24 protein-coding genes are annotated in these 25227 nt (G+C 54.2%); 9 read left to right on the top strand and 15 right to left on the bottom strand.

The window, feature by feature from the left end; all coding sequences use genetic code 11:
• The first annotated feature begins 41 nt into the window (after positions 1-41).
• Entirely contained in the window at positions 42-1469 is a 1428-nt protein-coding gene (locus IRJ17_RS12180; RefSeq protein ID WP_242774861.1) for a pyridoxal phosphate-dependent decarboxylase family protein, read from the top strand.
• 83 nt (positions 1470-1552) lie between these two features.
• Here IRJ17_RS12180 and IRJ17_RS12175 read toward each other — a convergent pair whose 3' ends face one another.
• The 3 genes from IRJ17_RS12175 to IRJ17_RS12165 form a co-directional block, all read right to left on the bottom strand.
• Positions 1553-2095, bottom strand: coding sequence for a nitroreductase family protein (locus IRJ17_RS12175; RefSeq protein WP_122963892.1), 543 nt, complete (start codon positions 2093-2095; stop codon positions 1553-1555).
• A gap of 246 nt (positions 2096-2341) precedes the next feature.
• The gene (locus tag IRJ17_RS12170) at positions 2342-2863 is read right to left on the bottom strand and encodes an SMI1/KNR4 family protein (RefSeq protein WP_122963891.1); all 522 of its coding nucleotides are present in this window, start codon (positions 2861-2863) and stop codon (positions 2342-2344) included.
• Positions 2864-3041: 178 nt separating this feature from the next.
• On the bottom strand, positions 3042-3833 hold the full coding sequence (locus IRJ17_RS12165; RefSeq protein WP_242774859.1) for a SagB/ThcOx family dehydrogenase: 792 nt from the start codon (positions 3831-3833) through the stop codon (positions 3042-3044).
• 134 nt (positions 3834-3967) lie between these two features.
• On the opposite strand from IRJ17_RS12165, the gene IRJ17_RS12160 reads away from it, so the two are divergent.
• Positions 3968-4870: a LysR family transcriptional regulator gene (locus tag IRJ17_RS12160; RefSeq protein WP_229049725.1), complete on the top strand. Its 903-nt coding sequence runs from the start codon at positions 3968-3970 to the stop codon at positions 4868-4870.
• 525 nt (positions 4871-5395) lie between these two features.
• Here IRJ17_RS12160 and IRJ17_RS12155 read toward each other — a convergent pair.
• The gene (locus IRJ17_RS12155; RefSeq protein WP_242774857.1) at positions 5396-6844 is read right to left on the bottom strand and encodes an aminotransferase-like domain-containing protein; all 1449 of its coding nucleotides are present in this window, start codon (positions 6842-6844) and stop codon (positions 5396-5398) included.
• Positions 6845-6997: 153 nt separating this feature from the next.
• On the opposite strand from IRJ17_RS12155, the gene IRJ17_RS12150 reads away from it, so the two are divergent.
• Both IRJ17_RS12150 and IRJ17_RS12145 read left to right on the top strand, forming a co-directional pair.
• Positions 6998-7906, top strand: coding sequence for a DMT family transporter (locus IRJ17_RS12150; protein WP_122963887.1), 909 nt, complete (start codon positions 6998-7000; stop codon positions 7904-7906).
• Positions 7907-7992: 86 nt separating this feature from the next.
• On the top strand, positions 7993-9108 hold the full coding sequence (locus IRJ17_RS12145) for an S-layer homology domain-containing protein (RefSeq protein ID WP_242774855.1): 1116 nt from the start codon (positions 7993-7995) through the stop codon (positions 9106-9108).
• Between the two features lie 50 nt (positions 9109-9158).
• Here IRJ17_RS12145 and IRJ17_RS12140 read toward each other — a convergent pair whose 3' ends face one another.
• The 4 genes from IRJ17_RS12140 to IRJ17_RS12125 form a co-directional block, all read right to left on the bottom strand.
• Positions 9159-10259 carry a glycoside hydrolase family 15 protein gene (locus IRJ17_RS12140; protein ID WP_242774853.1) on the bottom strand — a complete coding sequence of 367 codons (1101 nt, stop codon included), beginning with the start codon at positions 10257-10259 and terminating at the stop codon, positions 9159-9161.
• A gap of 188 nt (positions 10260-10447) precedes the next feature.
• Positions 10448-11266, bottom strand: coding sequence for an inositol monophosphatase family protein (locus IRJ17_RS12135; protein ID WP_122963885.1), 819 nt, complete (start codon positions 11264-11266; stop codon positions 10448-10450).
• A 175-nt stretch (positions 11267-11441) separates the two neighbouring features.
• Positions 11442-11654, bottom strand: coding sequence for a CstA-like transporter-associated (seleno)protein (locus tag IRJ17_RS12130; RefSeq protein ID WP_063227988.1), 213 nt, complete (start codon positions 11652-11654; stop codon positions 11442-11444).
• Complete coding sequence (locus tag IRJ17_RS12125) at positions 11651-13741, bottom strand: carbon starvation CstA family protein (protein ID WP_122963884.1); 2091 nt, start codon at positions 13739-13741, stop codon at positions 11651-11653. Before IRJ17_RS12125 ends, IRJ17_RS12130 begins: the two co-directional genes overlap by 4 nt.
• 231 nt (positions 13742-13972) lie before the next feature.
• Here IRJ17_RS12125 and IRJ17_RS12120 point away from each other — a divergent pair, with 231 nt between their 5' ends.
• The 3 genes from IRJ17_RS12120 (at position 13973) to IRJ17_RS12115 (ending at position 15131) form a co-directional block, all read left to right on the top strand.
• A complete protein-coding gene (locus tag IRJ17_RS12120; protein ID WP_242774851.1) occupies positions 13973-14341 on the top strand; it encodes a hypothetical protein in 369 nt (122 codons plus the stop codon).
• Between the two features lie 28 nt (positions 14342-14369).
• Positions 14370-14492, top strand: a complete 123-nt coding sequence (locus tag IRJ17_RS28155; protein ID WP_255679119.1) for a hypothetical protein — start codon at positions 14370-14372, stop codon at positions 14490-14492.
• Positions 14493-14645: 153 nt separating this feature from the next.
• The gene (locus tag IRJ17_RS12115; RefSeq protein WP_122963882.1) at positions 14646-15131 is read left to right on the top strand and encodes an LPXTG cell wall anchor domain-containing protein; all 486 of its coding nucleotides are present in this window, start codon (positions 14646-14648) and stop codon (positions 15129-15131) included.
• Positions 15132-15218: 87 nt separating this feature from the next.
• Here the strand turns inward: IRJ17_RS12115 and IRJ17_RS28150 are convergent, their stop codons facing one another.
• The 4 genes from IRJ17_RS28150 to hppD form a co-directional block, all read right to left on the bottom strand.
• A complete protein-coding gene (locus IRJ17_RS28150; protein ID WP_267901853.1) occupies positions 15219-15353 on the bottom strand; it encodes a hypothetical protein in 135 nt (44 codons plus the stop codon).
• Between the two features lie 54 nt (positions 15354-15407).
• Positions 15408-16190, bottom strand: a complete 783-nt coding sequence (locus IRJ17_RS12110; protein ID WP_122963881.1) for a LytR/AlgR family response regulator transcription factor — start codon at positions 16188-16190, stop codon at positions 15408-15410.
• A complete protein-coding gene (locus IRJ17_RS12105; protein ID WP_122963880.1) occupies positions 16165-17892 on the bottom strand; it encodes a sensor histidine kinase in 1728 nt (575 codons plus the stop codon). The genes IRJ17_RS12110 and IRJ17_RS12105 overlap by 26 nt, the downstream gene beginning before the upstream one ends.
• Positions 17893-18094: 202 nt before the next feature.
• A complete protein-coding gene (gene hppD / locus IRJ17_RS12100) occupies positions 18095-19186 on the bottom strand; it encodes a 4-hydroxyphenylpyruvate dioxygenase (protein WP_122963879.1) in 1092 nt (363 codons plus the stop codon).
• A gap of 219 nt (positions 19187-19405) precedes the next feature.
• Here hppD and IRJ17_RS12095 point away from each other — a divergent pair, with 219 nt between their 5' ends.
• Positions 19406-20092: a class I SAM-dependent methyltransferase gene (locus IRJ17_RS12095; protein ID WP_242774849.1), complete on the top strand. Its 687-nt coding sequence runs from the start codon at positions 19406-19408 to the stop codon at positions 20090-20092.
• Positions 20093-20154: 62 nt separating this feature from the next.
• On the opposite strand, the gene IRJ17_RS12090 is transcribed toward IRJ17_RS12095, so the two are convergent.
• The 3 genes from IRJ17_RS12090 to IRJ17_RS12080 all read right to left on the bottom strand — a co-directional run bounded on the left by IRJ17_RS12090 (position 20155) and on the right by IRJ17_RS12080 (position 23632).
• Entirely contained in the window at positions 20155-21576 is a 1422-nt protein-coding gene (locus tag IRJ17_RS12090; protein ID WP_242774847.1) for a hypothetical protein, read from the bottom strand.
• Positions 21577-21898: 322 nt separating this feature from the next.
• A complete protein-coding gene (locus tag IRJ17_RS12085) occupies positions 21899-22852 on the bottom strand; it encodes a methyl-accepting chemotaxis protein (protein WP_122963876.1) in 954 nt (317 codons plus the stop codon).
• A gap of 24 nt (positions 22853-22876) precedes the next feature.
• Entirely contained in the window at positions 22877-23632 is a 756-nt protein-coding gene (locus tag IRJ17_RS12080) for a hypothetical protein (protein WP_122963875.1), read from the bottom strand.
• Positions 23633-23718: 86 nt separating this feature from the next.
• Between IRJ17_RS12080 and IRJ17_RS12075 the strand changes: the two genes are divergently transcribed.
• Positions 23719-25137 carry an RsmF rRNA methyltransferase first C-terminal domain-containing protein gene (locus IRJ17_RS12075; protein WP_173599084.1) on the top strand — a complete coding sequence of 473 codons (1419 nt, stop codon included), beginning with the start codon at positions 23719-23721 and terminating at the stop codon, positions 25135-25137.
• Positions 25138-25227 lie beyond the last annotated feature (90 nt).

Genomic DNA, 25227 nt, shown 5'->3' with positions numbered 1-25227 from the left:
AACAACGGTTTGCTTTACTGGAAGAAAAGATGAGGGAGTGGATGGCAATGGTCAGCAAAATGCAAGCAGATCAGCAGGATTTGGCGGCCCTTTTGAATCGGGTGGTGCAGGAATCGCTCCAGTTTTTTGCCGGACTGGAAGAGCGGCCAGTCGCTGCGCAAGCGAAAACGGAAGCGGTGGAGTCGTTGCCGTCAGATGGCCGCGGGGGCTTGCAGGCATTGGAACGGTTTCAGCAGCTGTATGCGAAAAAGTTGAGCGCAAGTGCCGGGCCGCGTTACCTCGGATTCGTCACAGGCGGGGCGACCCCGGCTTCCATCGCGGGCGACTGGCTCGTCAGCGTCTACGACCAGAATCTGTCCGGGATTTCCGATTCGATCGCAGGTTACGTGGAGCTGGAGACGATCGCCATGCTCAGAGAGCTATTCCTGCTCCCGGACGATTTCAGCGGAGCATTTGTCAGCGGCGCGACGATGGCGAATTTCGTTGGTCTGGCCCAAGCCAGGCAGTGGGCTGCCCGCAAGCAAGGGGTGGACGTGGCAAACGATGGCCTGTACCAGTTGCCTCCGCTCAAAATCGCCAGTGGCGCTCCGCATTCCAGCATCTATAAATCTCTCTCCATGCTCGGCATCGGCAGAAAAAGCATGCACTTGATCCCGTGCCAGCCGAACCGGGAAGCAATCGACATCGCTGCGCTGCGCGCTTTTTTGGAGGAACATCGCAACGAGCCGTGCGTGGTCGTAGCCAATGCCGGAACCGTCAACACGGTCGACTACGACGATCTTGCGGCCATCGCCCGGCTGAAAAGCGACTATGCTTTCTGGCTGCATGTCGACGCTGCTTTTGGCGGGTTCGCGGCATGCTCCCCTCGCTTCAGCCATCTCGTAAACGGCTTGGAGCACGCTGACTCCATCACCATCGACGCGCACAAATGGCTCAATGTCCCGTACGACTCCGCCATGCAGTTCACGCGGCACAAGTCGCTCCAGGTAGACGTTTTCCAAAATAACGCCGCGTATTTGGGCAGCGCAATCGCCCAACCCGAATTTGCTCATCTCACTCCGGAAAACTCCCGGCGTTTCCGCGCCCTCCCCGCCTGGTTCAGCTTGCAGGCTTACGGACGCGCTGGGTACAAAGAAATCGTGGAGTCAAACGCCGAGGCAGCCCGGCTGTTGGGCGAAAAAATCGCGGGCAGCGACAGCTTCGAACTGCTCGCGCCCGTCAGGCTGAATATCGTGTGCTTTTCGCTGAAAAGGAAAACGCGTGCGGAAGAACCACTGACTATGAATGACATCACTCGGTTTCTCGACCATCTCAGTCGGGATGGGCGTGTGTTCATGACCCCGACGAACTATCAAGGAAGACCGGCAATTCGAGCCGCCTTCAGCAACTGGCGAACAGTCGGCCAAGATGTGGACGTGATCTGGCAAGCGTTGTGCGATAGTTTTGCCGCCTATTCGCGGGAAGGGTGACTGCTTCGTCAGCATGCAAAAAAGCGAGACCCTGTGTGGGCCTCGCTTTGCACGTCTTTTGCTGAACAGGAAGATAGCTGCTGCTATTCAAATCTTGTAAACTTTTCTTCTGCTCTCGTCCGCGGACGAGCTTCCGGCACGTCTTCCTGGTCGAAAAAGCCCAGGTGCAAAAAGCCGACGATTTTCTCGCCTGGCGCAACGCCCAGCAGCTGGTGAGCCTTCGGGTCCCAGTTGTGCGCGTTCGTTTTCCAGACAACGCCCAAATCGCGCTCCCAGGCCAACAGCTGAAAGTTTTGAATCAACGCGCAAACGGCGCTGAAATCTTCCTCCCACTGTTTTTGGCGCGGGTCTTCCTTCATGATGACGATCAAGTAAGCAGCCGGCTGGTTGTACATTTCTCTGCGCGCCTCGTGCGATTCGGCCGGATAGGCTGTAATCAGTTTCTCTACAAAAGCGGCCTTGTTCTCCGTCGGCACAAACAAGAAGCGCCATGGCTCGCGCAAACCGTGATTCGGTGCGTATACAGCATCATTCAACAGTTCCAGTACGAGTTGTTCGGGTACGGCATCCGGTTTATAAGCCTTTTTAATCGAGCGGCGCTCGCGAATGACTTTGGCAATGGACACATCGTTCACCTTCTTTGGACGGACATAATTATATCCTGATAATGGTTATCAGTATCATATGTTATCGTTTGGCTGGGAGAAAAGCAAGGGGAAAAGATTGTTGGCTGCACTTTGCTTTTTGGGAAGCAAGGTTGGTAGGGCAGGAGAAAAAAGCTTCACCCTGACCACCTCTTGTTTCGCGTCTGGGATGAAGCTTTTTCTATCTGTTTGACGTATGCGAGCAAATAAAGAAACTTACACAGCCTGTTAACTATTCTTCATCGTATAGTTATAGAGTTTAGCTAAAAATTCACTGAAGCTCGCTGCCAGTGGGCTGATCGCTTGTCTTTGCCATTCATTTAATGTTTTCTCTTGCAGATCCGATTCATCTAAATCTGATTCAGAGATCAAAAATTCATGGTCAGCGTACACGACCACCGGGTCAGAAAGCGTTCCATTCGTATAGTCAAAGCAGATATCACCACCGCCAGCATCGTAACCAATCGGAATGACCCCTTCTGGCAAGTAATTCTTGGTGGCATTATATGCATCAAGTATATAGTAATGACCAACTGCATCACTCAAGCTATAAAATGTATGAAACACTTTCCCTTCCACTTCGCCATAATCAAACGCGCAAGGAACTGGGGAACCATCATTATTTTCCAGCATGCATTCTGTAAAATCCTTGGGGAAAGTTACTCCTAGCGCAGCTTCAACTTTTTTTATATCATCCATTGTGATTTTTTCACTGCAATTTTCAAAGATCACATGGTTCCACTTGTTCATTTTCATAGCCTCCAAAACTTCAGCAATATAAAAAAATAGACCAACAAGAAATGTTTTTCTAAATTCAATCTTTTATCAAACATACCATAATTCGGAATCTATCTTCAATCAGTCTTTCTCTTTTGTTTCCCCGGTAAATAAAAAAGGATGGCCTCCTCAGCCATCCCGCTTTCCGCCATCACTTCGGCCGCCGCTCCTCCAGCCAATGCCCTCCGGCGATTTTGCCGACGGACGCCATCAATACGGACAAATGCTCCTTGCCATCGATTCCCAAAAATTCGTTCATATCGTGATCCATCCAGTGGCCGACCGTGCTGACTCCAAGTCCCAAAGCGTTTGCTGCCAGATGCAGGTTCTGCGCGGTGTGGCCGGAGTCCCACCAAATGTAGCGGTAAGCCCGTTCGTTGTATTTATGCCGCACCCGATCCACTTTGGCCGTCCAGACAAAATTGACGGCTGCGCGCCGCGTCATCTCCTGCTCCTCTGTAAGCTGATAGGCTACTTCAGACACGTCTTGTTTTTTCAGGCCTTCCAGGCACCATTTTTCCACGTCGAGATGATACAAGCCTTTTTCCAAACCTTCGACATGGTTGATCAGCAAAAACGTCTCGATCGGATACAAAGCGCCTGCCGAAGGAGTCGTGCGCAGCTGGTAGTCTCCCATGTCTGCCGTGATGCCTTGCGTGCCCCAGAGCAGCAAGTTCAGCTCGTTCAGGCTGAGCGGCTGGGGCAAAAAGTTGCGTTTGGAGCGGCGATTTTGCAGAAGCTCCCACAAATCAGCCGAATCACCGGAGCTTGGAAAGTCGGGCTCGCCCAAAGGAATGCGCACAAACGCCTCTTCATACTGTAAATAGGTCGGCGGCCGTTTGGAAAAGTCGTAGCGGGCAGCCCAGCCCTTTTCCAGATCACCCAGCCGATACGATGTAGCCTGGATAAATTCATTCGCAATTCGTTGCCATTCAGGATGCATGCCAAAATCCTCCCCGTTTTTCAAATCGTTGTTGGTCTTGCTACGTCTTTTACTATACGGGGAGGTTTTCTATCAGTAAAACAATGCTTTATAATACATTCCATAAGATTTTACTAATGGAAAAGGAATGAGCCATGATGACGCTCACTCAGCTTCAGGTACTGGTCGCCGCAGCCAAGGCAGGCAGCTTTACTCGCGCTGCGGAGGAAATCGGTTTTACGCAATCGGCTGTGTCGCAAATGATTCAGGCGTTGGAAAAAGAACTCGGCGTCTGCCTGTTTCTGCGCAGTCGCAGCGGCATCACTCCGACGAGCATCGGCGAACGGATGCTGCAGCATGCCCGCGACATTTTGACGATTACCGCTTGCATGACGGAAGAGGCCAATCTGGCGAGGGGGCTTGCGTCCGGTACTTTGCGCATCGCCTCGATTCCGAGCGTCGCTTCGCGCTTTTTGCCGGGACTTCTCGGGAGCTTTCGCAAACGGTTCCCGGCGGTGGAGATCATGCTGCTCGAAGGCGACAGCGACGAGATCGACAAATGGATGAGCAGCTCGGTGGTGGACATCGCTTTTACCGCGATTCCGGGCCGCGAGCTGCAAACGATGCCGCTGCTGTTGGACGAAATGATGGTGATTTTGCCTGATACGCATCCGCTGAAAGATCGGGCGACTTTGCGCTTCGACGAGATTGCCGATCGCTGTTTTATCATGCCAAAAGACGGGTGTATCAAAAAGATGTTGCAGGAAAACGCGATTACGCCCGCGATTACGTTTGAAGTCCGGGAAGTGTACACGATTTTGACCATGGTTCAGGAGTACATCGGCGTCACGATCATGCCGGAGCTGTATATGCCCGCTGTTCTGCCCAAGGTCGTCGCCATTCCGCTCGACCCGCCGATCCGGCGCGAGGTCGTTCTCGCGGTGCGCGACTGGCAGACGATCTCCCCCTTGACCGCCGAATTTGCCGTGCACAGTCAAAAGTACGTGCAGGCAATGGAGCCGTTTTTGCCTGACCGCAAAGCTGTTGGGGAGGTTTAGTTCGTTGTCGTCAGGGGGCGGCGAATCTGGTGCCGCCATTACAGGAACAAGAGCGGCTTCTGTTTGACTGCAAAGCTGCTGGCGGGGCTTAGAGGCGTGGGCAGGCTTGCGACAGCAAAATTGATTGCCGACGTTACAGGCAATCGAGCTGTTACTGTCTGACCGCAAAGCTGCTGGCGAGGCATGGGAACGTGGGCAGGCTTGCGAATTAATTGCCAGCGTTACAAGCAATGGAGCCGCTTTTCCCTGATCGAAAAGCTGTTGGGGAGGTTTAGTGACATGGGCAGGTTAGCAGATTAATGACACCGTTACAAACAATGGAACCTTTTCTCCCTGCACAAAAAGCTGCTGGCGCGACATTATAGCCACTGGCAGGCGAGCAAACCAGCGCCGCTGTTACAAGCAATGAAGCCGCTTCTCCTTGACCACAAACCTGCCAACGAGACACAGCCCGTTGTCACCAAGCCAAGCGAGCGAACCCGTTGCCGCCGTTACCGGAACAGGAGCTACTCTACTCGCCCTCCTTTATTTCTGCAAAAGCGCAGCGACAATCTTGCCGAGACGCTCGATCCCGGTGTGCAGCTCTGCCACCGAAGCGTAGGCATAGGACAGGCGCACGTACCCTCCTTGCGTCTCGCCGTATATATAGCCCGGATTAATCAGCAACCCTTGGCGCTGCGCCGCGGTAAACAGCTCCGTCATGGACAGCTTGCCATTGATTTTCAGCCAGATAAAAAAGCCGCCCGCGGGCACTTCCCAGCTTGCCAGCCCGTTCATGTGCATGTTCAGCGCGTGGACGGCTGCCTCCTGGCGCATGAGCAGCTGCCAGCGAACCTCGTTCATCTGCTGCTCGTACATGCCGCTTGCCAGCCACTCCGCTGCCACCCGTTGCGACAGCGAGCTTGCCCCGTAATCTGTCTGCATTTTCAGATCGGCGAGCCTGGCAATCACAGGCTCCGGGCCAACTACCCAGCCGATGCGCAAACCAGGCGTCAGCGACTTAGACAGGCTGCCGAGGTACAGGACGTGCCCATGGCGATCTCTGGCCTTGAGCGGCGGTGGCGGCGGTTCTGTCGTCCACAGCTCGCGGTATATATCATCCTCGATGACTGGCAACCGTTCTTGCTCGCACACCCGCAGCAGCTCGCGGCGGCGGCGTTCTGTCATCAGGATGCCTGTCGGGTTGTGAAAGCACGGATTCGTGTAGAGAATCGCTCCGCTCCCCTGCTTGTTCCCCGGTGCAAGCTCGTCCGGGACAAGCCCTTCCTGATCCATCCGCAGACCGGACAGCTTCATGCCCGCCGATTGAAACACGTGCAAAGAGTTCAAATAGGAAGGCTGCTCCAGATAGACCGTCGAGCCGCGATGCAACAACCCGACAGATATCAACTGGAGCGCCTGCAAAGCTCCCGAGACGATCAAAATAGACGAGGCGGACGCCTGGATGCCCAACCTTTTCACGTATTCGCTCACCGCTTCGCGCAGCGGCAAATACCCTCTCGGCTCCTCGTAGCCAAAGCGTGACAGCCGCTGCGTCACCCGCTCCATCACCTGCTTCATCCCTTCCAGCGGGAAAATCTCCGGCGACAGCTCCCCTTTGCTGAGTTGAATCAGTTCGCTGTTAAATTCATCCTCGTTGATCTGATGCACAGCGGTCTGGCTCGGCTTGTGCAAGCCCGCCTTGACGTACTGCTCCCAATCCGGCGGAGGCGTCGTGGCGAGCAGTGTCCACGTATTGTTGACGACCACCGTTCCCATCCCCAGCCTGCCCTCGATCAAGCCGTCCGCAGCAAGCTCCTCCAGCGCCGTGATGACCGTGCTGCGATTGACCCCAAAAGTAGCTGCCAGGACGCGCTGGCTGGGAATTTTGCTGCCGATGGGCCATTCCCCTGACGAGATTTTGCTTTTGATGTAAGCGATAATCTGCTTGTATTTTGGCGTTGCCTTGGCGCCGTTTGGCCCTTCGCTGCTCACTTGTCCCGCTCCCCTCGCCTTTTTCTTTTTGAGCAAAAGTGGTTGGTTTTTTTGTTGCCCGAGTGGTTGCAGCTATTTTACCACTTCTTGATTACCATGGAAAAAGCAACTCAACTGGTTGGGTTCATTTTATAGCGAGGGGATGTTGTACACGTGTCGGCTTATTCCAATTCCAAAGGACGAGTGTTGGCCGCTCACGGCGTCAGCCTGGTGCTGTGGGCATCTGCTTTTGCAGGCATTCGCGTCGGATTGCAAGGGTATTCGCCGGAGCATCTGTCGTTGCTGCGGTTTTTGATCGGTTCTGCGTTTTTGCTGGTGCTTGCTCCTTTTCTTCGCCTGCCGCTTCCCGCGAAAAAAGACATTCCCGCTCTCTTTCTGCTCGGAGGGCTTGGCTTTTCCGTTTACCATACGGCACTCAATATCGGCGAGTTGACGGTCAGCGCCGGAGTTGCCAGCCTGTTTGTGACGACTACCCCGATTTTTTCTGCCCTGTTTGCCTTTCTGTTCTTCCGGGAACGCTGTGGGGTGCGAGGCTGGATTGGGGCGCTGATCGCTTTCACGGGAGTCGTTGTTTGTTCGCTAGGAACCGACAGCTCCTTGTCTTTTAATAACGGAATATTCTTGATTTTGTTGGCAGCAGTGAGTGAGAGCATCTACTTTGCCTTTCAGCGAAACTATGTAGAAAAATACGGCGTCTTCGCGTTTACCGCCTATACGCTCTGGGCAGGCACGCTGTTCATGCTCGTTTTTTTGCCGGGGCTTGGGAGCGCTATTTTGTCCGCCCCGTGGGCTGTCACGCAAAGTGTCCTGTACTTGGGCATCTTTCCGAGCGTCGTCGCCTATTTGGCTCTGGCTTACGTCACTTCGGCTGTCGGCACGAAGGAAGCGACCAGCTCCCTTTACTTGACGCCTGCCCTGTCCTTTTTGATCGCCTGGGGCTGGTTGGGCGAGGTTCCTTCCTGGCTGTCCATCGCGGGCGGTGTTGTGACACTTGCAGGCGTGCTGCTTGCCGTGAACAAAAAGCTTCCTCAACAGCAAATAAAAGCGGATGCTCCATTGTAACTTTCTACCAGTCAAGTGCGTATAAATGAACGGGCTTGTCGCCTTTTCCACTAACGCTTGCAAACAGCAAAGGAAGTGACTGAAAAATGAAACCTTATTTGCTGGCAATCATGGCTGTCTTGTTTGCCACGCTGTCCGTTTTGCCTGCCAGGGCGGCAACTTTCACCGACGTGCCTGAACAACACTGGGCCAAAGATACGATTGCACGCGCCGTCGAGCAAGGCATTGTACAAGGCTATCCGGGAAATCGCTTTGCCCCGGAGGAGCACGTTACCGTCGCCGCTTTTTTCACCATGCTGGCCCGGACTTATCGCATCCAGATTCCGCCAAGCCAAAAGCAAGCCCTCCACTGGGCCGATCCCATTTATAACGCTTTGGCGCCTTACCACTACCCTTACTCAACTTTGCAGCAACAATACTTGTCCCGCTTCGAGCGCAACCAGTATTTGTACCGGGATCGACCGATTACCCGATACGAGGTAGCCGAAATCATCGCGGGTGCCGATGGCGAGAACTATCATGGCGATTTTGCCGTTCACTACCTGCTTGCCAAAGGCTATGCCAGCGGAAAAGCAGCGGGGCAGGCCAGCATCCAGTCTTACCAGGGCCAAAGCTATTTGACACGGGCAGAAGCCGTCGCCTTTTTGGAGAAGCTCAAAAGCAATGGCTTGAAACAATTAAAGGTTCGTCCCCAACAACCTAGCGATCCGCAAAAATTGCCGACGCTCTCTGGCCAGCAATTCGCCGATCCAAAAGAAGAGAAACTGTACACGGTGCTTTTTCAACACCCAGGCTATTTTGTGGAACGATACCAGCCGGGAGTAAACAGCATGTTCCGAACCATTCAACGCGAAATCACGCCAACCGAACAGGATGGAGACGACACGCAGGCCGTCCTCTATGTTCATTTTGACGATACTTCCGAATTGGGTCCCGATTTCCACGGCTTCAAAAACGAGCAAGACCAGCGTCTGGCCGGGCTGACCAAAATTGACATTAACGACGTCCAAAACCAGACTGCGGTGCAAATCGCCATGGATGTGCTCCGCCAGTTCGGAATCGAGCCTCCTCCCCAGCTTCCGGCTACCATCAGCGAGATGAAGCAAGGCCCGGAGGACAAGGTGCTTTCTCACAGCAAGGTGCGCTTTGTCATCACATACAGACAACACAACTCGCTGTCGATTGCCTGGCAAAAAGAATAAAGCAAGCCTCCGCAAACAAAACGCGGCCTCCCGCCCAGGAGTGCCGCGTTTTACGTTCCAGACTCAAGCAGGCCAAGCTCAGCCGCAAGAACGAGAAACATCGCGTGCGACCACAACAGGGGAACCGCAGGCTGACCAGCCCTCTCTACCCATGCCGCATACTGCTCAGGCGCCAGCAAATGCTCCTGCACCTGTTCAGGCAGTCCCTCCGCTGCTTGCTTGGCGACAATCCAGTCCAAAATCTCTTGTGCCCTGTCCGTTTTGCCTGCACGCACATAGTACCAGCCAAGCCAGGCAGACAAAAGCAGCCACTGTCCTCCTCCGTAGTACGTATCCGCCGCATACCGATGCACGCCGCAGCCGAACAGCAACTCTTGCTCGATCGCCTCTACCGTTTTCACCATGAGCGGGTCTGTCACCTCGACCAAGCCGTACGGCAATGCCAACCACAAAAGACTGGCGTCTACCGCGTGATTGCCGACAGATTTGAGGAATTTTCCGTTTGCCGTCCCATGCTCAAGCACGTACTGACGAATCCGGTCCGCCAAAAGCGCAAGCTCGGATGCGCGCTCGGGCAGATGCCGCTCCATCGCTTTGACTCCGGCAAAAACGGCTGCGAGCGTGACAGGGTGAATCCGTTCGCCCCATTCCTCCCAGCAATCGAAATTGGGCAGTGGCCAGCAGGCAGACAAGTAGTCCAAAGTCAGCTCAATCGCCGGGGCGAGCCTGTCGATGATCGCTTGCTCCCCGCTCATCCGGACATGCTCGGACACCCCCCACAGCCATGTCCCATAGCCATCGAGTTGAAAGCTGCCCCACTCGCCCGCCACTTCTTTGCCATCCACGGTGTAGCGCGTGTGCAAAAACAGCTCGTTGCCTGCTTTGCCATCCCACTTGCCTGACTGTACGGCCAAAATGGCTGCTCTGGCCTTTTGTTCATGCCTGACGATGACATCTCCGCACCATTCATAAAAGCGGGAAGCGCTGTCATGTTGCCCTGCGCGATTCATCGCATACGCCGTGAACGTCCCGTCGCGCAGCCAGGCGTATTGATAGTGGAGAAAGCCAGGTGACGCGAGATACGCTCCACTCGCCGCTTGGTGCTGCAAGATCAACCGTACACTGTCAGCCATCAAGGTTTTGGCAGCCACACTCTTTCCCCCTTTTATGAGACAAGCCTTCTCCATGGAAAGCCTGACGATTTGTGCTCTCTTGTGCTCTGCTCGCTTTTTTGTAGCATATGCATCAAGCCCCGCGAAAGGCACCTTTTGCGGCGCTCGCCTAGACAAAACCCACTGGCAGCCTGTGTCCAGTGGGTTTTGTCCGATGTGTTGCTCCCCTAATCGGTTTGCGTATTTTCTGCCACATGCAGGTATTGCTGCAATTCTTCGTAAAAAGTCGGGTTGCAGGCCATTACGCTGCTTTTTTCGTTGTAAGGAAGCGGCGTGCCCGTCATTGTCGTGACCCGGCCTCCTGCCTCTTCCACCAGGATTCGCCCCGCGCCAAAATCCCAGGCATTGAGCGAAAGGCTCACATAGCCGTCCAGCCTGCCTGCCGCCACGTAAGCCATCTCCAAGGCCGCGCTGCCGAGCAGGCGCATCCCGCGCACTTTTCCCGCGAGTTTTTTGACGATCAAGTCAATGCCCATCTGTTCGGCGCGCTTGTTCCAGAACACGCTCGTGCACAAAAGCGCCTCTTCCAGACTGACGATGCGGTCCAAATGAAGCGGACGGTCGTTCAAGTACGCCCCTTCGCCCTTCACCGCGTAAAACAGCTCGTCGCGGGAAGGATCGTAAACCACTCCAACCAGGCCCTCTCCCTTATGATAAACGGCAATGGAAACGGAAAAATTGATTTGCTGGTGCACGTAATTGGTCGTTCCATCAATAGGATCGATGACCCAAAGTGTCTCGAACTGTGCGGGGTCTTGCGCAAAAGTGCTCTCTTCCCCCAAAATCCCGTGATCGGGAAAGCGTTTCAAAATCATGCTGATGACATGCTTCTCCACTTCTTTATCTACTGCTGTGACAAGATCGGAGGCAGACGTCTTATATTCGACGGTAAAAGGCTCTTTCATTCGCTTCAGACTCAGCTCACCCGCTGAACGGGCGCATTGCAGAGCCAGCTCTTTTAGCGCCGCCAGAGTTGATGCTTGCACGCATATCGCCACCTAAAACTTGACTTTCTTTTTAGTGTACCATACTTTACCTGTTGATACACCACACGCAAAATCTGCGGTCACACTTGAATTTGCGTCTTGTTCACCGCGTACAAAAGGTGCCCACCCGCCATCTGCTGATGACAGGGGCACCTTTTGTTACAGACGTTGCAAACTAGCAGCAGCGCGTTACCCCGCCTTTTTCAAAGCGCTCTTGCAGGGCGTACATGTAGTATTCTCGCTCGGTCATCGGGAAAATGCCCGGCGCGCCGTGCGTCTCATACCAATGCTTGAGGTAGCGGTCGTAGTCCGGCATGCCGAAAATCGTTTTGATCGCAGAGCTGACCCGCCGCAATGCCTTGCGCATCTCCCTCCACTTTCGCCTCATGCGACATGATGTCCTTTGCCGTCAATCACAACGCCTTTGGACTCGATGTACGGCGACTCGTGCAGCGGATACTTCTTGCCGCGCAGGATGTTGATCCACACCCGCGCTCCATCGAGAATAATCCCCGCGGTGATGACCATGAAAATCGCGCACACCGCTGCGTCGATATGGTCGTTCATGATCATTTTTTGCGCGGCCTCGATCGTCTTTACCCCGTTTGGCAGCGTTCCGGAATCCAACGCCTTCTGGAAAGCGTCTGCGTGAGCGAGAAAGCCGATTTTCGGATCGGCATGGAACAGCTTTTGCCAGCCTGCGGTCAAGGTAGCAGTCGTCAACCACGCCATAGGCACAAGCGTGACCCACGAATAAGCGGCCTTGCCCATTTTGAAAATCAGCGTCGTGCCGACTGTAAAGGCGATCGCGGCGAGCATCTGGTTGGCGATACCGAACAGCGGCCACAGCGTGTAGATGCCACCGAGCGGGTCCATGACGCCCTGGAGCAGGAAGTAGCCCCAGCCGAATGTAATGATCGCCGAGCCGATCAGGTTCCCCGGCAGCCAGTTGACTTGCTTCATTTTCGGGATCACGTTGCCGAGCATATCCTGAACCATGAAGCGGCCCACCCGGGTTCCCGCATCAATCGTCGTCAAAATGAACACCGCTTCAAACAAAATCGCGAAGTGGTACCAAAACGCCATCAGTGCTTTTCCGCCCAAAATGCCGGAGAAGATCGTCGCCATGCCGATAGCCAGAGACGGTGCTCCGCCTGTCCGGGACAAAATGGTTTTTTCCTGAATGTCGTTGGCAAGCGTCGTCAAATGGTCGGGCGACACGGTAAAGCCCCAGCCTGTAATCGTCTGCGCGGCGGCCGCAGCATCGACGCCGATGACGGCAGCAGGCGAGTTGATGGCGAAGTAAACGCCGGGAGTCAAGACGCAAGCGGCAATCATCGCCATGATCGCCACGCCGGATTCCATCAGCATGCCGCCGTAGCCAATCAGCGGAGCATGCGATTCTTTGGCGATCATCTTCGGTGTCGTACCGGATGAGACCAAGGCGTGGAACCCGGACACCGCCCCGCACGCAATCGTAATGAACAAGAACGGGAACAGATTGCCTGCAAAAACCGGGCCCGTTCCATCGATAAACTTGGTGAGAGCTGGCATGTGCAGCGGCGGCAGCGTCAACACGATGCCTACCGCGAGCACAGCGATGGTGCCGACCTTCAAAAACGAGCTGAGGTAATCACGCGGCGCCAACAGCAGCCAGACTGGCAAGACGGAAGCGATAAAGCCGTAAATGATGATCATCCAGGCGAGCTGGACTTTGCTGAACGTAAAAGCTGGCCCCCACGTTGGCGATGCAGCGACAAGCTGGCCCAGCCAGAGGGAGAAAAACAGCAGCGCCAAACCGATGAGCGAGCCTTCCATGACTCGTCCGGGGCGAATGTAGCGCATGTACAGGCCCATCAAAATCGCGATAGGCAATGTCATGAAAATCGTGAAAGTAGCCCACGGAGATTCCGCGAGAGCGTTTACAACAACCATCGCCAAAACGGCAATCAAAATGACCATAATTGCAATAATTCCTACCAAGGCGAGGACGCCGCCGACCGGACCGATCTCCTCCTTGGCAATCTGCCCCAACGTTTTCCCGTTGCGACGCATGGAACCGAATAAAATGACAAAGTCTTGTACTGCCCCGCCGATGACGACCCCGACAATGATCCAGATCGTCCCTGGCAAATACCCCATCTGTGCCGCCAAAGTCGGACCTACCAGCGGCCCGGCTCCGGCAATCGCGGCGAAGTGGTGCCCAAACAAGATCCACTTGTTCGTCGGCACAAAATCTTTGCCGTCGTTGTTCACCTCGGCAGGTGTCGCCCGCTTGTCGTCCAGCCCCATGATTTTTCGCGCAATAAATCGGCTGTAAAAGCGATAAGCAACCGCGTACGTACAAAATGCAGCGGTCAGCAACCAGAAGGAATTGACTGATTCTCCACGGCTGAGCGCGATAATCCCGAAGCCAACCGCACCCAAAGCGGCAATCCCGCCCCAAATCAGGAGAGAGAGAAGCCATTTTTTCATTCGAGTCGCCCCTTTCCATTTATCCAAAATTCAGGCAATTCACCTTGGTACAAGGTATCACGAAGGGGTTTCCTCACAGAACAAAAAATGGCTGAACCGTACAAAACCATGCACGAGATGCAACATATCCGTTTGAGCGAAAACGCATACATTTTCTTTCCCATACCGAAACCTTTTCCCGCCTCGTTCGTAAACGTAAGGAATTGGATGATGCAAAAACGGAGGTACCCCATGCTGGCGCATTCTTCCGCTCTGGTCCGCACATGGCTGGCAGCTCTTTTGCTTGCCTGTGTGTGCCTGTTGCCCACGGCCTCGCTGACAACGGAATGGACATCCGCAGATGACTCTGCTACATATACCCCCGCCCATCAGGGGATTTTTCATTGGGCTGGCTACCGTCCGCCTGCACCGATCGCTTCCTGCGACCTCAGACTCTCTCGGGCGATCCTGGTTGAACCGCCAGCGACGGTTCTGTTTTTGCTAGTTTTCCTGCTCGAACTGTTGCTGTTCCTCGTGCAAAAAAGACTGCACTGGCTCAAGCTGATGCCGCTCAAATTCGGGTCGCGTTTTTTGGACAACGCTCTTTTTCGGACCATGTAACTATCCGGAAAAGGAGCGTCGTCTAACTATGAAATATAGCAAAAAAGAAATGGAAATGATTCAGGGCACGGTCAAGAGCATCAAGATTTTTGCCGTCAGCCTGATCTTTGTCGTGATCGGTCTGTTTGCGTTGAAGTATTATATCGGATAAATCGATTCAGAACTGGCAGCCTCTCTCGCAATCTCCGGCGAAAGAGGCTGCTGCAGTCTGAGACACCCTCCGTCCCAAGGCCGATCCACGCTCCCGCCAATCGTGTTACACTTAGACATAATTGCCATTCCCACCCAAAAGGAGAACACGTTCATGCGACAAATCGGAGGCTATTTGCTGATTGGAATCGGCGCCATTTTTGTACTGACGACCTACCTCGGCATCCCCCTGGCCATTGACAAGCTGTGGCCTGCCTTTCTGCTCATCCCTGCTATCGGCTTTCATCTGTTTTTCTTCATGGACCCCAAGCCTCATCGTGCCGGGCTGCTCGTTCCCGGCGGCATTTTGCTCGTCTATGCCCCGCTGTTCTTTTTCAGCGCGGTGTTTGCGGACGGAGACATGAGCCATACGTGGCCTTTCTTCTTGCTTGGACCAGCGCTGGGACTGTTCGAGCTGTACGTGTTTGGCGGCCGCAGGGCAGCGCTGCTCATTCCCATCGCCATCCTGACGATTGTTGCGATCGTGTTTTTGATGGCCAACTTCCTGTCGACGCAAATCGGAGGAACTATCGGACTTTTGCTGATTCTCGTCGGCGGCTTCCTGCTGACGAAAAAGAAGCAGGATCAACAACCGTTCTAAACAAGCATTTCCGCTTGCCAAAAAGCCCCTTCTGCCCGACACGTTTTTCCGTGCGGGAGAGGGGGCTTTTTTTGCAAGCTCCGGCTGTCACTTCGCCCGAACGACAGTCCAGGCGCCAGCCGACTTGAGCAGTATACGGACGATTGACGCCAGTTCCTCGCGTCTTGCGATGGAATGCTTTGTTGGCACGTACTTGGGCGACAGGTAGATAGCCGCACTCATCATGCGCTCACCCGATTGTATGGCGCATAATCGCTACGCCCTCTGCTCGCCGCGTCAAAACCCCAACCGCTTCTTCAACTCCTTCACGACATTGCGGCTGACGGGCACCTCTGTTTTGCGGCTGTCCTGCATGACCAGATGAATCGAGCCTTTGAACCACGGAACCAGTTCCGCCGTCTTGGCCAAATTGACGATGAACGCCCGATGCGTCCGAAAAAACTGCTGGCGCGACAGCCTGCTCTCCAATTCTTGCAAAGTAAAGCTGGTGGCGTATTGCTCGCAATGGGTGTAAATGCTCGCATACCTGCCTTCCAGTGTGGCAAAGACGATCTCGTTCGGATCGATCAGCATGATTTTCCCGTTCTTCTCGACGGGAACACGGCGGGGCTGCTGATCAGCCAGCACGGTTTGCAGCAGGCTTTGCAATTGCTCCTCGGAAAAGCGGACCGCCTCGGCAGGCGCTTCCATCGTCCGCAGCATTTTCCGGACGCGGTTCACCGTCTTTTCCAATCTCGCCTCGCTGAACGGCTTGACGATGTAATCGACCGCTTCTGTTTCAAACGCGCGAACGGCATGAATCTCGTACGCACTGGCAAAAATGATCACGGGCGGCCTCACCATCGACTCCAACAGCTCCTGTCCTACGTCGACGCCATCGCGATCCTGCAAGTGAATGTCCAAAAAGACGGCATCCGGTTCCAGCTGCATGACTGACTCGATCGCTTCCTCGCCGCTGGCAGCCTCGCCAATCACCGACACCTCAAAAAATTGCTCCAGCAAATAGCGCAACTCTTCTCGCGCAGGTGCCTCGTCATCCACGATGAACACTTTTAGCACTACTACTCACTCCTATTGGCAATTGTATCGTACACGTCGTCCCGCTCCCTGCACTGCTCTGGATGACGATTCCGTATGGCTCGCCGTATATGGAGGCAAGCCGGCTTTTCACATTCGCCAAACCGATTCCCGACAGACGCCGCCGCTCCCTGTTTGGCGTCTTCGCCTGTAAAAACGGGTCGGTATCCATCCCTACTCCGTCATCCGCCACCGTCAGTTCGAGCGTATCCGGCTGAATTTTTCGCGCCCGGATTTGAACGGTCCCGCCCTCGCGCTTGGGCAGCAGCCCGTGCTTGACCGCATTTTCCACCAGCGGCTGCAAAATCAGTCCGGGAACTGTATAGCGTTCCACCCCGTCCTCGATGTCGTATTCGACGTGCAGCTTTTCGCCAAAGCGCGCCCGTTCAATCGCCAAGTACGCTTCAATATGCTCCAGCTCCCCCGCAAGGCTGACATAGCCGCTGGAATCGTGCAGGTTGCGGCGAAAATACTCGCCGAGATGGATCAGCAGCTCGCGAGCCTGCTCGGGCCGGAAGCGGATAAACGAGACAATCGTGTTGAGCGCATTGAACAAAAAGTGCGGGTTGATTTGCGCGTGCAGCGCTTTGATCTCGGCGTCTGCCAGCAGCCGCGACTGCTTTTCCAGCTCGGCCAGCTCCAGCTGGGTAGAAATCAGGTTGCCCAGTCCGCGCACCAGCTCCAAATCGACTGCCGACAGCATGCGAGAGCGATCCTGATACAGCTTGAGCACGCCCGCAACCTCCTGTCTGCGCATCAACGGGACGATAATCGCATAGCGCAGCGAACAGTTCGACTCCTTGCAACCGATCTCTTCTTTTGTCCGGGCGATCATCAGCATTTTTCTTTCCAGCACTTCCTTGGTCGCCTTCGTCGTGATGCCTTCTCCCACCACATGATGCGACGAGCCTGCCCCTACATGGGCAAGCACGCAGCGTGTATCGGTGATCGCGACAGCGGCCACTCTCGTCGTGCGCAAAATTTCCTCTGCTACTTTTCGCGCGGATTCGTAGGTCAATCCTTCCCGCAAATAGGAAAGCGTCTTGTCCGCTACCCGCATCGTTCTTTGCGCTTGAAGCGCCCCGATCCGGTCTTCTTCTTTTTTCGCCAGGTCAATAATGATGATCAAAATGGCGATGCCGAACGAGTTGACCACAGACATCGGAACACTGATCGACTGCACGAGGGCAAGCGCATCCCCGTACGGCTTGGCGACGAGCAAAATGATGCCCATCTGCATCCACTCCGCCAAAAACCCGACGACGAGCGCCGTTGTCCAGCCGATCTCCTGATTGCGGTTGCGCCGAAACTGATAAATCCATCCGGCCATTACGCCTTCGCTGATCGTCGAAATCGTGCAGGCCAAATCCGTAAAGCCTCCCAGCGAGTAGCGGTGAATGCCGGCAACCAGCCCTGTCATCAGCCCTACCCCTGGCCCTGCCAGCAGTCCGGCTACCACCGTGCCGATCACGCGGGAATTGGCGATCGCGTCCTGATACCAGATCCCGTTGTACGTCCCGAGAATCGAGATCGCGGAAAAAATCACGACCATCACGGCTTTTTCCCGCCAGGTCGCCTGCTGGTTCAAAATGCTGCGGAAAGCCCGCACGCGCGTAAACAACAAAGCGACTACGATCAGAACTGCTGTACGCTCCGCCAGTGGAATCATCAAAAATACATCCATCTGCTCACCCTCTTCGCTCGCGTCAGGACGGGGCCACCTCCGGCTCGTCCGCCTTTGCTCCATTATCTACAGCGGGCAAAGATGCGGTCAAGACAATTGTCAGAGTAGGCTGATTAGGCAGAATAAAAGAACGAGACACAAACAAAGCCATCCATCGTGCTTTTGTGCACAACAGATGGCTTTTCTTGGGCGATGGAACGTATTACAGGTTGCCCCTGCGCTCTTGCTCGCGCTCCAATGCCTCGAACAGCGCCTTGAAGTTGCCGTTGCCGAAGCCGCGCGCTCCTTTGCGCTGAATCACTTCGATAAACAAAGTCGGGCGGTCGACGATTGGCTTGCTGAACAGTTGCAGCAGGTAGCCTTCATCGTCTCTGTCCACCAGGACGCCCAGTTTTTTCAGCGCCTCGATATCTTCGTCGATCTCGCCTACACGCTCCTTCAAATCCTCGTAGTACGTGTCTGGCACGGTGAGGAAGTCTACGCCATTATCGCGCAGCTTGGAGACGGTTTCGATGATATCGTTGGTCAACACGGCAATGTGCTGTACGCCTGGTCCTTGGTAGAACTCAAGAAATTCCTGGATTTGCGATTTGCGGCGTCCTTCTGCCGGCTCGTTAATCGGGAACTTGATTCGTCCCGTACCGCTTTGCATCACTTTGGACATCAAAGCCGAATACTCGGTGGAAATGTCGTCCTCGCTGAAATTTTGCACAGCGGTGAATCCCATGACCCGCTGATAATAGCCAACCCACTCGTCCATCACTTCCACGTTTCCGACGATGTGGTCGATTCCGATCAGCCCGGTGCTTTCTCCTGTGACCGGAGCCTGATAAGCGACATAGCCCGGCAGGAATGGACCGTTGTAATTTTTCCGTTCAATAAAAGAGTGCACGTTTTCGCCGTATGTTCCGATTACCGCTTTTTTCACCGTACCAAATTCATCGGTGTACTCGGTTGGCTCCATGATCGGGATCGCACCGCGCGAGACGGCTTCGCGGTAGGCTTGCTCACAGTCGTCCACCCGGAGGGCAACGTCTTTGACGCCGTCTCCATGCTTTTTCGCAAAATCGGCGATGGGGCTGTCAGGCGTCAGAGCGCCACTGATGACAAAAGTCATGTGCTTTTGCTTGAGTACATAGGAAACTTTTTCGCGCGAGCCTGTTTCCAGCCCGGCGTACGCTACTGCTTCAAAGCCGAACGCTTTTATAAAATAATGCATGGCCTGCTTAGCGTTCCCTACATAAAATTCCAAATAGTCCCAGTCCTGAATCGGGAAAAAATCGGTATTGCTCATTGCCTACCCCTCCGCTTTCCTTCTTTTTCAATAATTATTACTTTTTGGTTTATTGGGATTATTTTGTCGTTATATTGAGATTACATTGGAAGCGCTTCCTCGTGCAAGAACACGGAACAACGCGAAAACGCTCAAACGCTTTCACCAATTAAAGTACGCAATTGAGCGCCCGCTTGGTACAATAAAGCCAGTTCACACTTTCATTAGGAGGTGGAAGAGTTGTCAGGTCAATGGAGCAAAGAAGCTGCCAGACAATGGGATGAGTTTGCCGCCGACTGGCACAAAAGAAGCGAGCAGATGTGGGAAAAAGGAAGCCGCAGCACGATTCTCCCGTTTTTACAGCGACATGTGTCGGCAGAACAAGGGCCGATTCTGGATGCAGGCTGCGGAGATGGCTACGCAAGCTGCAAGCTGGCCGAGTACGGATATCAGGTCCAAGGGGTCGACATTGCCGGGGAAATGATTCGTCTCGCCCAAAGCAGGCAAACCGCTTTCCCGGAAAATGTCCGCTTCCAGACAGCAGATATCAGCAAGCTTCCCTTTGCAGACGGCACGTTTGCAGCAGTCATGTCCATCAATGTCGTCGAATTTGCGCCCGCTCCCTTGCAAGCTTTGCTGGAGCTGCATCGCGTCCTCGCTCCAGGCGGGATTCTCATCCTCGGTATTTTAGGCCCGACAGCAGGCCCGCGCGCCCATAGCTATCGGCGGCTGTATGAAGAAAATACGATTCAAAATACGATGATGCCGTGGGAAGCCAAGCAGCTTGCGGCTGAAAACGGCTTTGTGCTGCTTGCGGAGGAGCCTGTGTACAAGGAAGGCATTACTCCGGATATCGCCGGGCACTTGAGCGTGGAGCTGCGAGAAGCTGTCAGTTTTCTGACTTTGTTTGCCCTTCAGAAGCAATAGGCAGGATTCCATAGCAAAAGGCTGCGGGAGCTAACTCTCCTACAGCCTTTTTTTGCCGTGTCTTACTGGGAATACGCGATGTTGTTTTTTTGCATCCATACTTGCTTGCTCGCGATCAGCTGAGCGATGGTTGGTTCCTCCATGCCGTGAAGCTGTTGATACAAGCGCTGGGTTTCTACCAAGTCGTTGTAAGTCAAAGTCGGATAGTCCCGCCTTCCGAAAGTTCCGTTCGGGAAGTAGGCATAGTGCAAGTCGCCGTTGGGAAGAATCCATTTGCTTCCCAGGTTAATGACCCCTGTCAGCATAACATCAGCCAAATCTTTGTCTGTCGGATTGCCGAATTGCTGGTAGCTGCTGTACAAGTAATTGATTTCCGCCAGCTGATGGTTGAGCGACACATGTGTCTGAATGCCAGGCTTGGCCGGATGGGCATAATCGGCCACGAGCCAGCCTTCCGTTACGCCTGCTGCTGAATAATGATGTTCAGCCGCATATTTATGGAAATACGCGCTATATTTTTGCGCCGCCTGGCAAAATTGTTCTTCGTTGTATTTCTGGCAGCCCCGCAGCATCAATTCGGCTGCCCCTGTGTTAAACCGCGTGTCAAAAAAGCCTTCGGGAATCCCGTAATCGTCGCTCAGCCATTGGGAAAGAGGCAGCGTCTTCCAATCTCCCTCCGGCTCCTGCTGCAACATGCTCGCCTTCAACATGACGTATGCCATGTTTTCTCCCGCTCTGGCACCGCCCGTGTACAAAAAGGAGCGCAATACATAATTTTCTGGAATCCGCCAATAAGAAGTATCCGAAGTCGGTACATAGGTGGACGGACTTTTATAGTAATAGCCGTCCTGCAACCATTTCGCATTTTGCGAAACATCGAGTGCGAGCCAAATTTTGTCATAATGTTTCTCGCCCCACGGCACGAGCGGTTCCCTGAAGTCAAGCGCCCACATCTCGCTTGTATACCCCGCCCTGATCGGCAGCTTGATTTCCAGCTCGACCCCTTTTGCCTTCTGTTTGACTTCAACTGGCAGGGCAAGCTCGATATGTTCCTGTATCGTGCCCTGGCCTAAGTGGGCATATACTGTCGGCATTCCCAGCCAAATATACCGCCCTTCTGTTTCCACGAATCCGGCAGCCAATGGCAGCTCTTTTACCTGATCGAGCGAAACGGATTGCCAATATGGCTGTTTATCCTCCGTGTAGGCTCGATAGCGAAACAGCATGTTCTGGCTGTTGCCCTGGATCGGAACGGTAATCACGTGCGGCTGCTTATCTTGCTTGCCCGTGATCTGCTGGCTCCAATACACTTCGCCCTCGCCGAAGACAAACTCCCGCGTGGAAAGAGTACCGCCATTTACTTTGCTCGTTGTTGCTTTTTCAGCAGGCTTTTGCCAAAACTGCGCCGTAGCCGAACCGTAAAGAAACGAAGATACGGCAATCGTCACCATCAATAGAGTCAAGAAGCTCAATTTTTTAACCATCTCATCCTCCTGTTTGAAAAAAACTCCTCCATTTCATACTTGCGAATCAAACATTTCTTGTATCAGCTTGAAAATGATACCATCTAACGCGAAAGGACTCCCACGATGTCGCGTCGCACAGACTCAACAACAGCCGTCCTGAGCAACTCGATCAAGTTTCGACTGGCGCTTACCCCATGAGCGCCCAACCATATCCGCCTATCACGAATGGCTGCCAAGCTGGATCGGCTCGGCGTACACTGCCAGGTGTTTTTTTCCATAAAAAAAAATCCCTCACCTTTAAAGACTGTGCTGAGGGACTTTTCGTTTCTAAAAAAATGAATTAGGACAATACTTTTTTGAGTTCCTTCAAACTTGCCTGCAAAAGATGATCGACCACACCCGCTTCTTTGACGTGCCCGATCAAATCGTCGTTCAAGCCGTCCAGCAAGTCCCGCGCTTCATTGACCTGGCCGGAAACCTCATCGGCAAAGCGTTTTTGCTGCTGGATGATCTGCATCACGCCTGCCACTTCGCCGTTGACTTCGTGGAAAGCACGCGCGATGCCCTCCATTTTCTCCGATGCTTCCTTGCTGATGGACAGTCCGCTTTTGATCGCGTTGCCGCTCTTCTCGCTGTTGGCGAGCGCTTCCTTCGTCTCTTCCTGGATTTTGCCGATCAAATCAGCGATCGTCTTGGTCGAATTGGCCGTCATTTCCGCCAGCTTGCGCACCTCATCCGCTACTACGGCAAAGCCGCGGCCTTGTTCACCCGCACGCGCCGCCTCGATGGCTGCGTTGAGCGCGAGCAAATTCGTCTGGTTGGCGATGTCGCTGATCACTTTGACGATGCTGGTAATTTCCGAAGAACGTTCTTCGAGACGGCTCATGGAGCGGGATGTGTTCGTCGATTCCTTTTCCAACTGGCTCATGACATCTACGACTTCTGTCATCGCCTTTTTGCCCGCATCGGAACGCTCTACGGACTCTTTGCAGATAGCCGTCAACCGCTCGCCACGAATGGAGAGCTGGTTGGCGGATTCATCGTCTTTTTCGTTGATGGCCTGAATTTTTTCTACGACGTTTTTCATTTGTGTCGCCAGACGGGCAAGCCCATCATGCTGGGCATTTACTTCATTGTGCTGCGAAATGATGGCGCCCATCTGCTCGTATAACCCGCGAAGTTCCTTTTTCCACGTGTCTGCCTGGTGTGCTGCGCTCTCTTTTGTCACGGTTGTCACTGCTGCCGCTGCTGCTGTTTCTTTTTCCGCAAGTCCTTTGTCCTTTTTCCAAAACATCCGCTTTCCCTCTCCTTTTTCGCTTTACATGTCTTTTCGCCGAGAATACGCGCGGGATTCGGTGATCCCGGGGTGCTGCTTGGCGAGACTCAGCAAATTCTCCAAGAAATAGTAATGTCCCTCCAACAACTCCACGTCTTTGCGCTCAAATTGCTTGACCTGCAAATACTGTTGCATTTCCAGGGCATAGCGCTCCAATCTATCGTGAAAATCGTTGGCTCGAAGCATCTGATCCACTTCTGGATATTCTGTTTTTAACCGGCTGATTTCGCTGTACACTTTGCCGCCCTCCAAAATCATCTGGTAGGCCGTGCGCTCCAGCGAAGCAGCCGTAGCTGCCTCCTGCTCCTCACGCTCCTCGCGCAAAGCGGACAAGTACGTGATAAAATGGTAGACAGTCAAAAACAAAGGCCCTAAAAATAGAATGATCCCTGCCTTGTACACATGCTGATTGGACAAGTTGCTGATGAGCAGGAACAGGTGAAACAAGATCGCCCCCAACCATACATAGATGATGATCTGGTGATTGATCTTCCCTGCCTTTTGATGGCGGGAAAAGGCAAAGGTAAGCCCGAGCAGGTAAAAGGCGAGCAAAGTAAAGCTGGCCGAAAACAAAGCCATCTCCATATCCACAAGCCAATCTGCATCGGCGGGAATTTCGATGAAGAATTCAAAAGCGAGCACCAGCAGTGAGAAAAGCAACCCCATGATCCAAAACCGGCTGACTTCCGAGTCGTTCCTCCGCCGGGAGCGGTAGCGTTCTGCACGGGATCCCTTCATAAAAGCTCTCACCTCATTTTCTATGATTCGCCATGATTCTAGCTTTTCCTTTTACTTGCGGCCAAAATCTGACAACGGAGGCATTTATGACACAAAATCTACCCGGACTCTTCACAGAACGTATGAAAAGCCTGCTGAACCAGGAGTTCGCAGCGTTCCTCGCATCCTACGACCAGCCTGTTACGCACGGATTGCGGGTCAATCCGCTCAAAGTCGCGCGCGAGCAGTTTCTGTCCCGCTCGCCTTTTGCTTTGGAGCCGGTACCCTGGTGTGTGAACGGGTTTCGCTACCAAGACCAGGAGCGTCCCGGAAAACATCCGTATCACGCCGCTGGGTTGTATTACTTGCAAGAGCCAAGCGCGATGTCTGCGGCCGAAGCGCTGGACGCCCAGCCAGGGGAACGCATTCTCGACCTGTGCGCCGCTCCGGGAGGCAAGTCGACGCAGCTCGCTGCGGGCCTGAACGGTCAGGGCTTGCTCGTTGCCAACGAAATCCATCCGGTTCGCGTCAAGGCTTTGGCGGAAAACCTGGAGCGCTGCGGCGTCAAAAATGCGGTTGTGACCAACGAGACACCGGAAAAATTGCAAGAGCGCTTCCCGCAGTTTTTCGACAAGATTCTCGTGGACGCACCGTGCTCGGGCGAAGGCATGTTCCGCAAGCTGCCGGAAGCCATCGAAGACTGGTCGCCCGACAAAGTGACAGAATGCCACCTCATGCAGCAAGACATTCTCGACGCTGCCAGTGCCATGCTCAAGCCCGGGGGAACGCTGGTCTACTCGACGTGCACGTTCGCGCCGCTGGAAAATGAGCAGTCTCTCGTCGATTTCCTGACCCGTCACCCGGAATTTACGGTCGTGGAGCTGCCTGAGCCAGGATGGTTTGCACCGGGGCAACCCGACTGGGCCAATCCTCGCTGCGAGCCGCTCGGCAAGACAGCGCGCTTGTGGCCGCACCTTTTGCAAGGGGAAGGTCATTACCTCGCCAAGCTGCAAAAAAGCCGCGATGCCGACTCCAGCGAGCTACCAGAAAAGCGCAAGGACAAACGCGCGGCAAAAGCCAAAACCGCTCCCGCCGGACGCAAGGAAGCGCTCTTGGCCTGGCGCGCCTTTGCCGAGGAAGCGATGCCCGAGCTTCTCGCCGAGTTTGCGGACGAGTCCGCATTTCTTTTGTTTGGCGAACAGCTTTACTACTCGCCGCTGCCTGGCTTTGATTGGGACAAGCTGAAGGTCGCACGCGTCGGACTCCACCTCGGCACCGTGAAAAAAAATCGGCTGGAGCCAGCCCATGCGCTCGCGCTCGCCAGCACACCCGCACAGGCAGCCCGCGTAGCCTCCTACGCTTCGGACGATCCGCAAGTCGTGCGCTATTTGAAAGGCGAAGCCCTCGCAAGAGACGGAGCAAACGGCTGGACACTTGTCACCGTCGACGGCTTTTCGCTCGGCTGGGGCAAACAGTCCGAGGGGCAGTTGAAAAATCATTATCCGAAAGGACTGCGGTGGCTGTAGCCAGCACTGTCATCATTACACTGGCACAATCAAGTCTGAATCTTGATTACACAAAAAATGACCACCCTTATGCATGCAGAGCACGGGCAG

The organism is Brevibacillus parabrevis (assembly GCF_022701015.1).
GTDB lineage: Bacteria > Bacillota > Bacilli > Brevibacillales > Brevibacillaceae > Brevibacillus > Brevibacillus parabrevis.
Note: the sequence above shows the minus strand (reverse complement) of the source record. Positions and strands in the feature narration are given on the sequence as shown.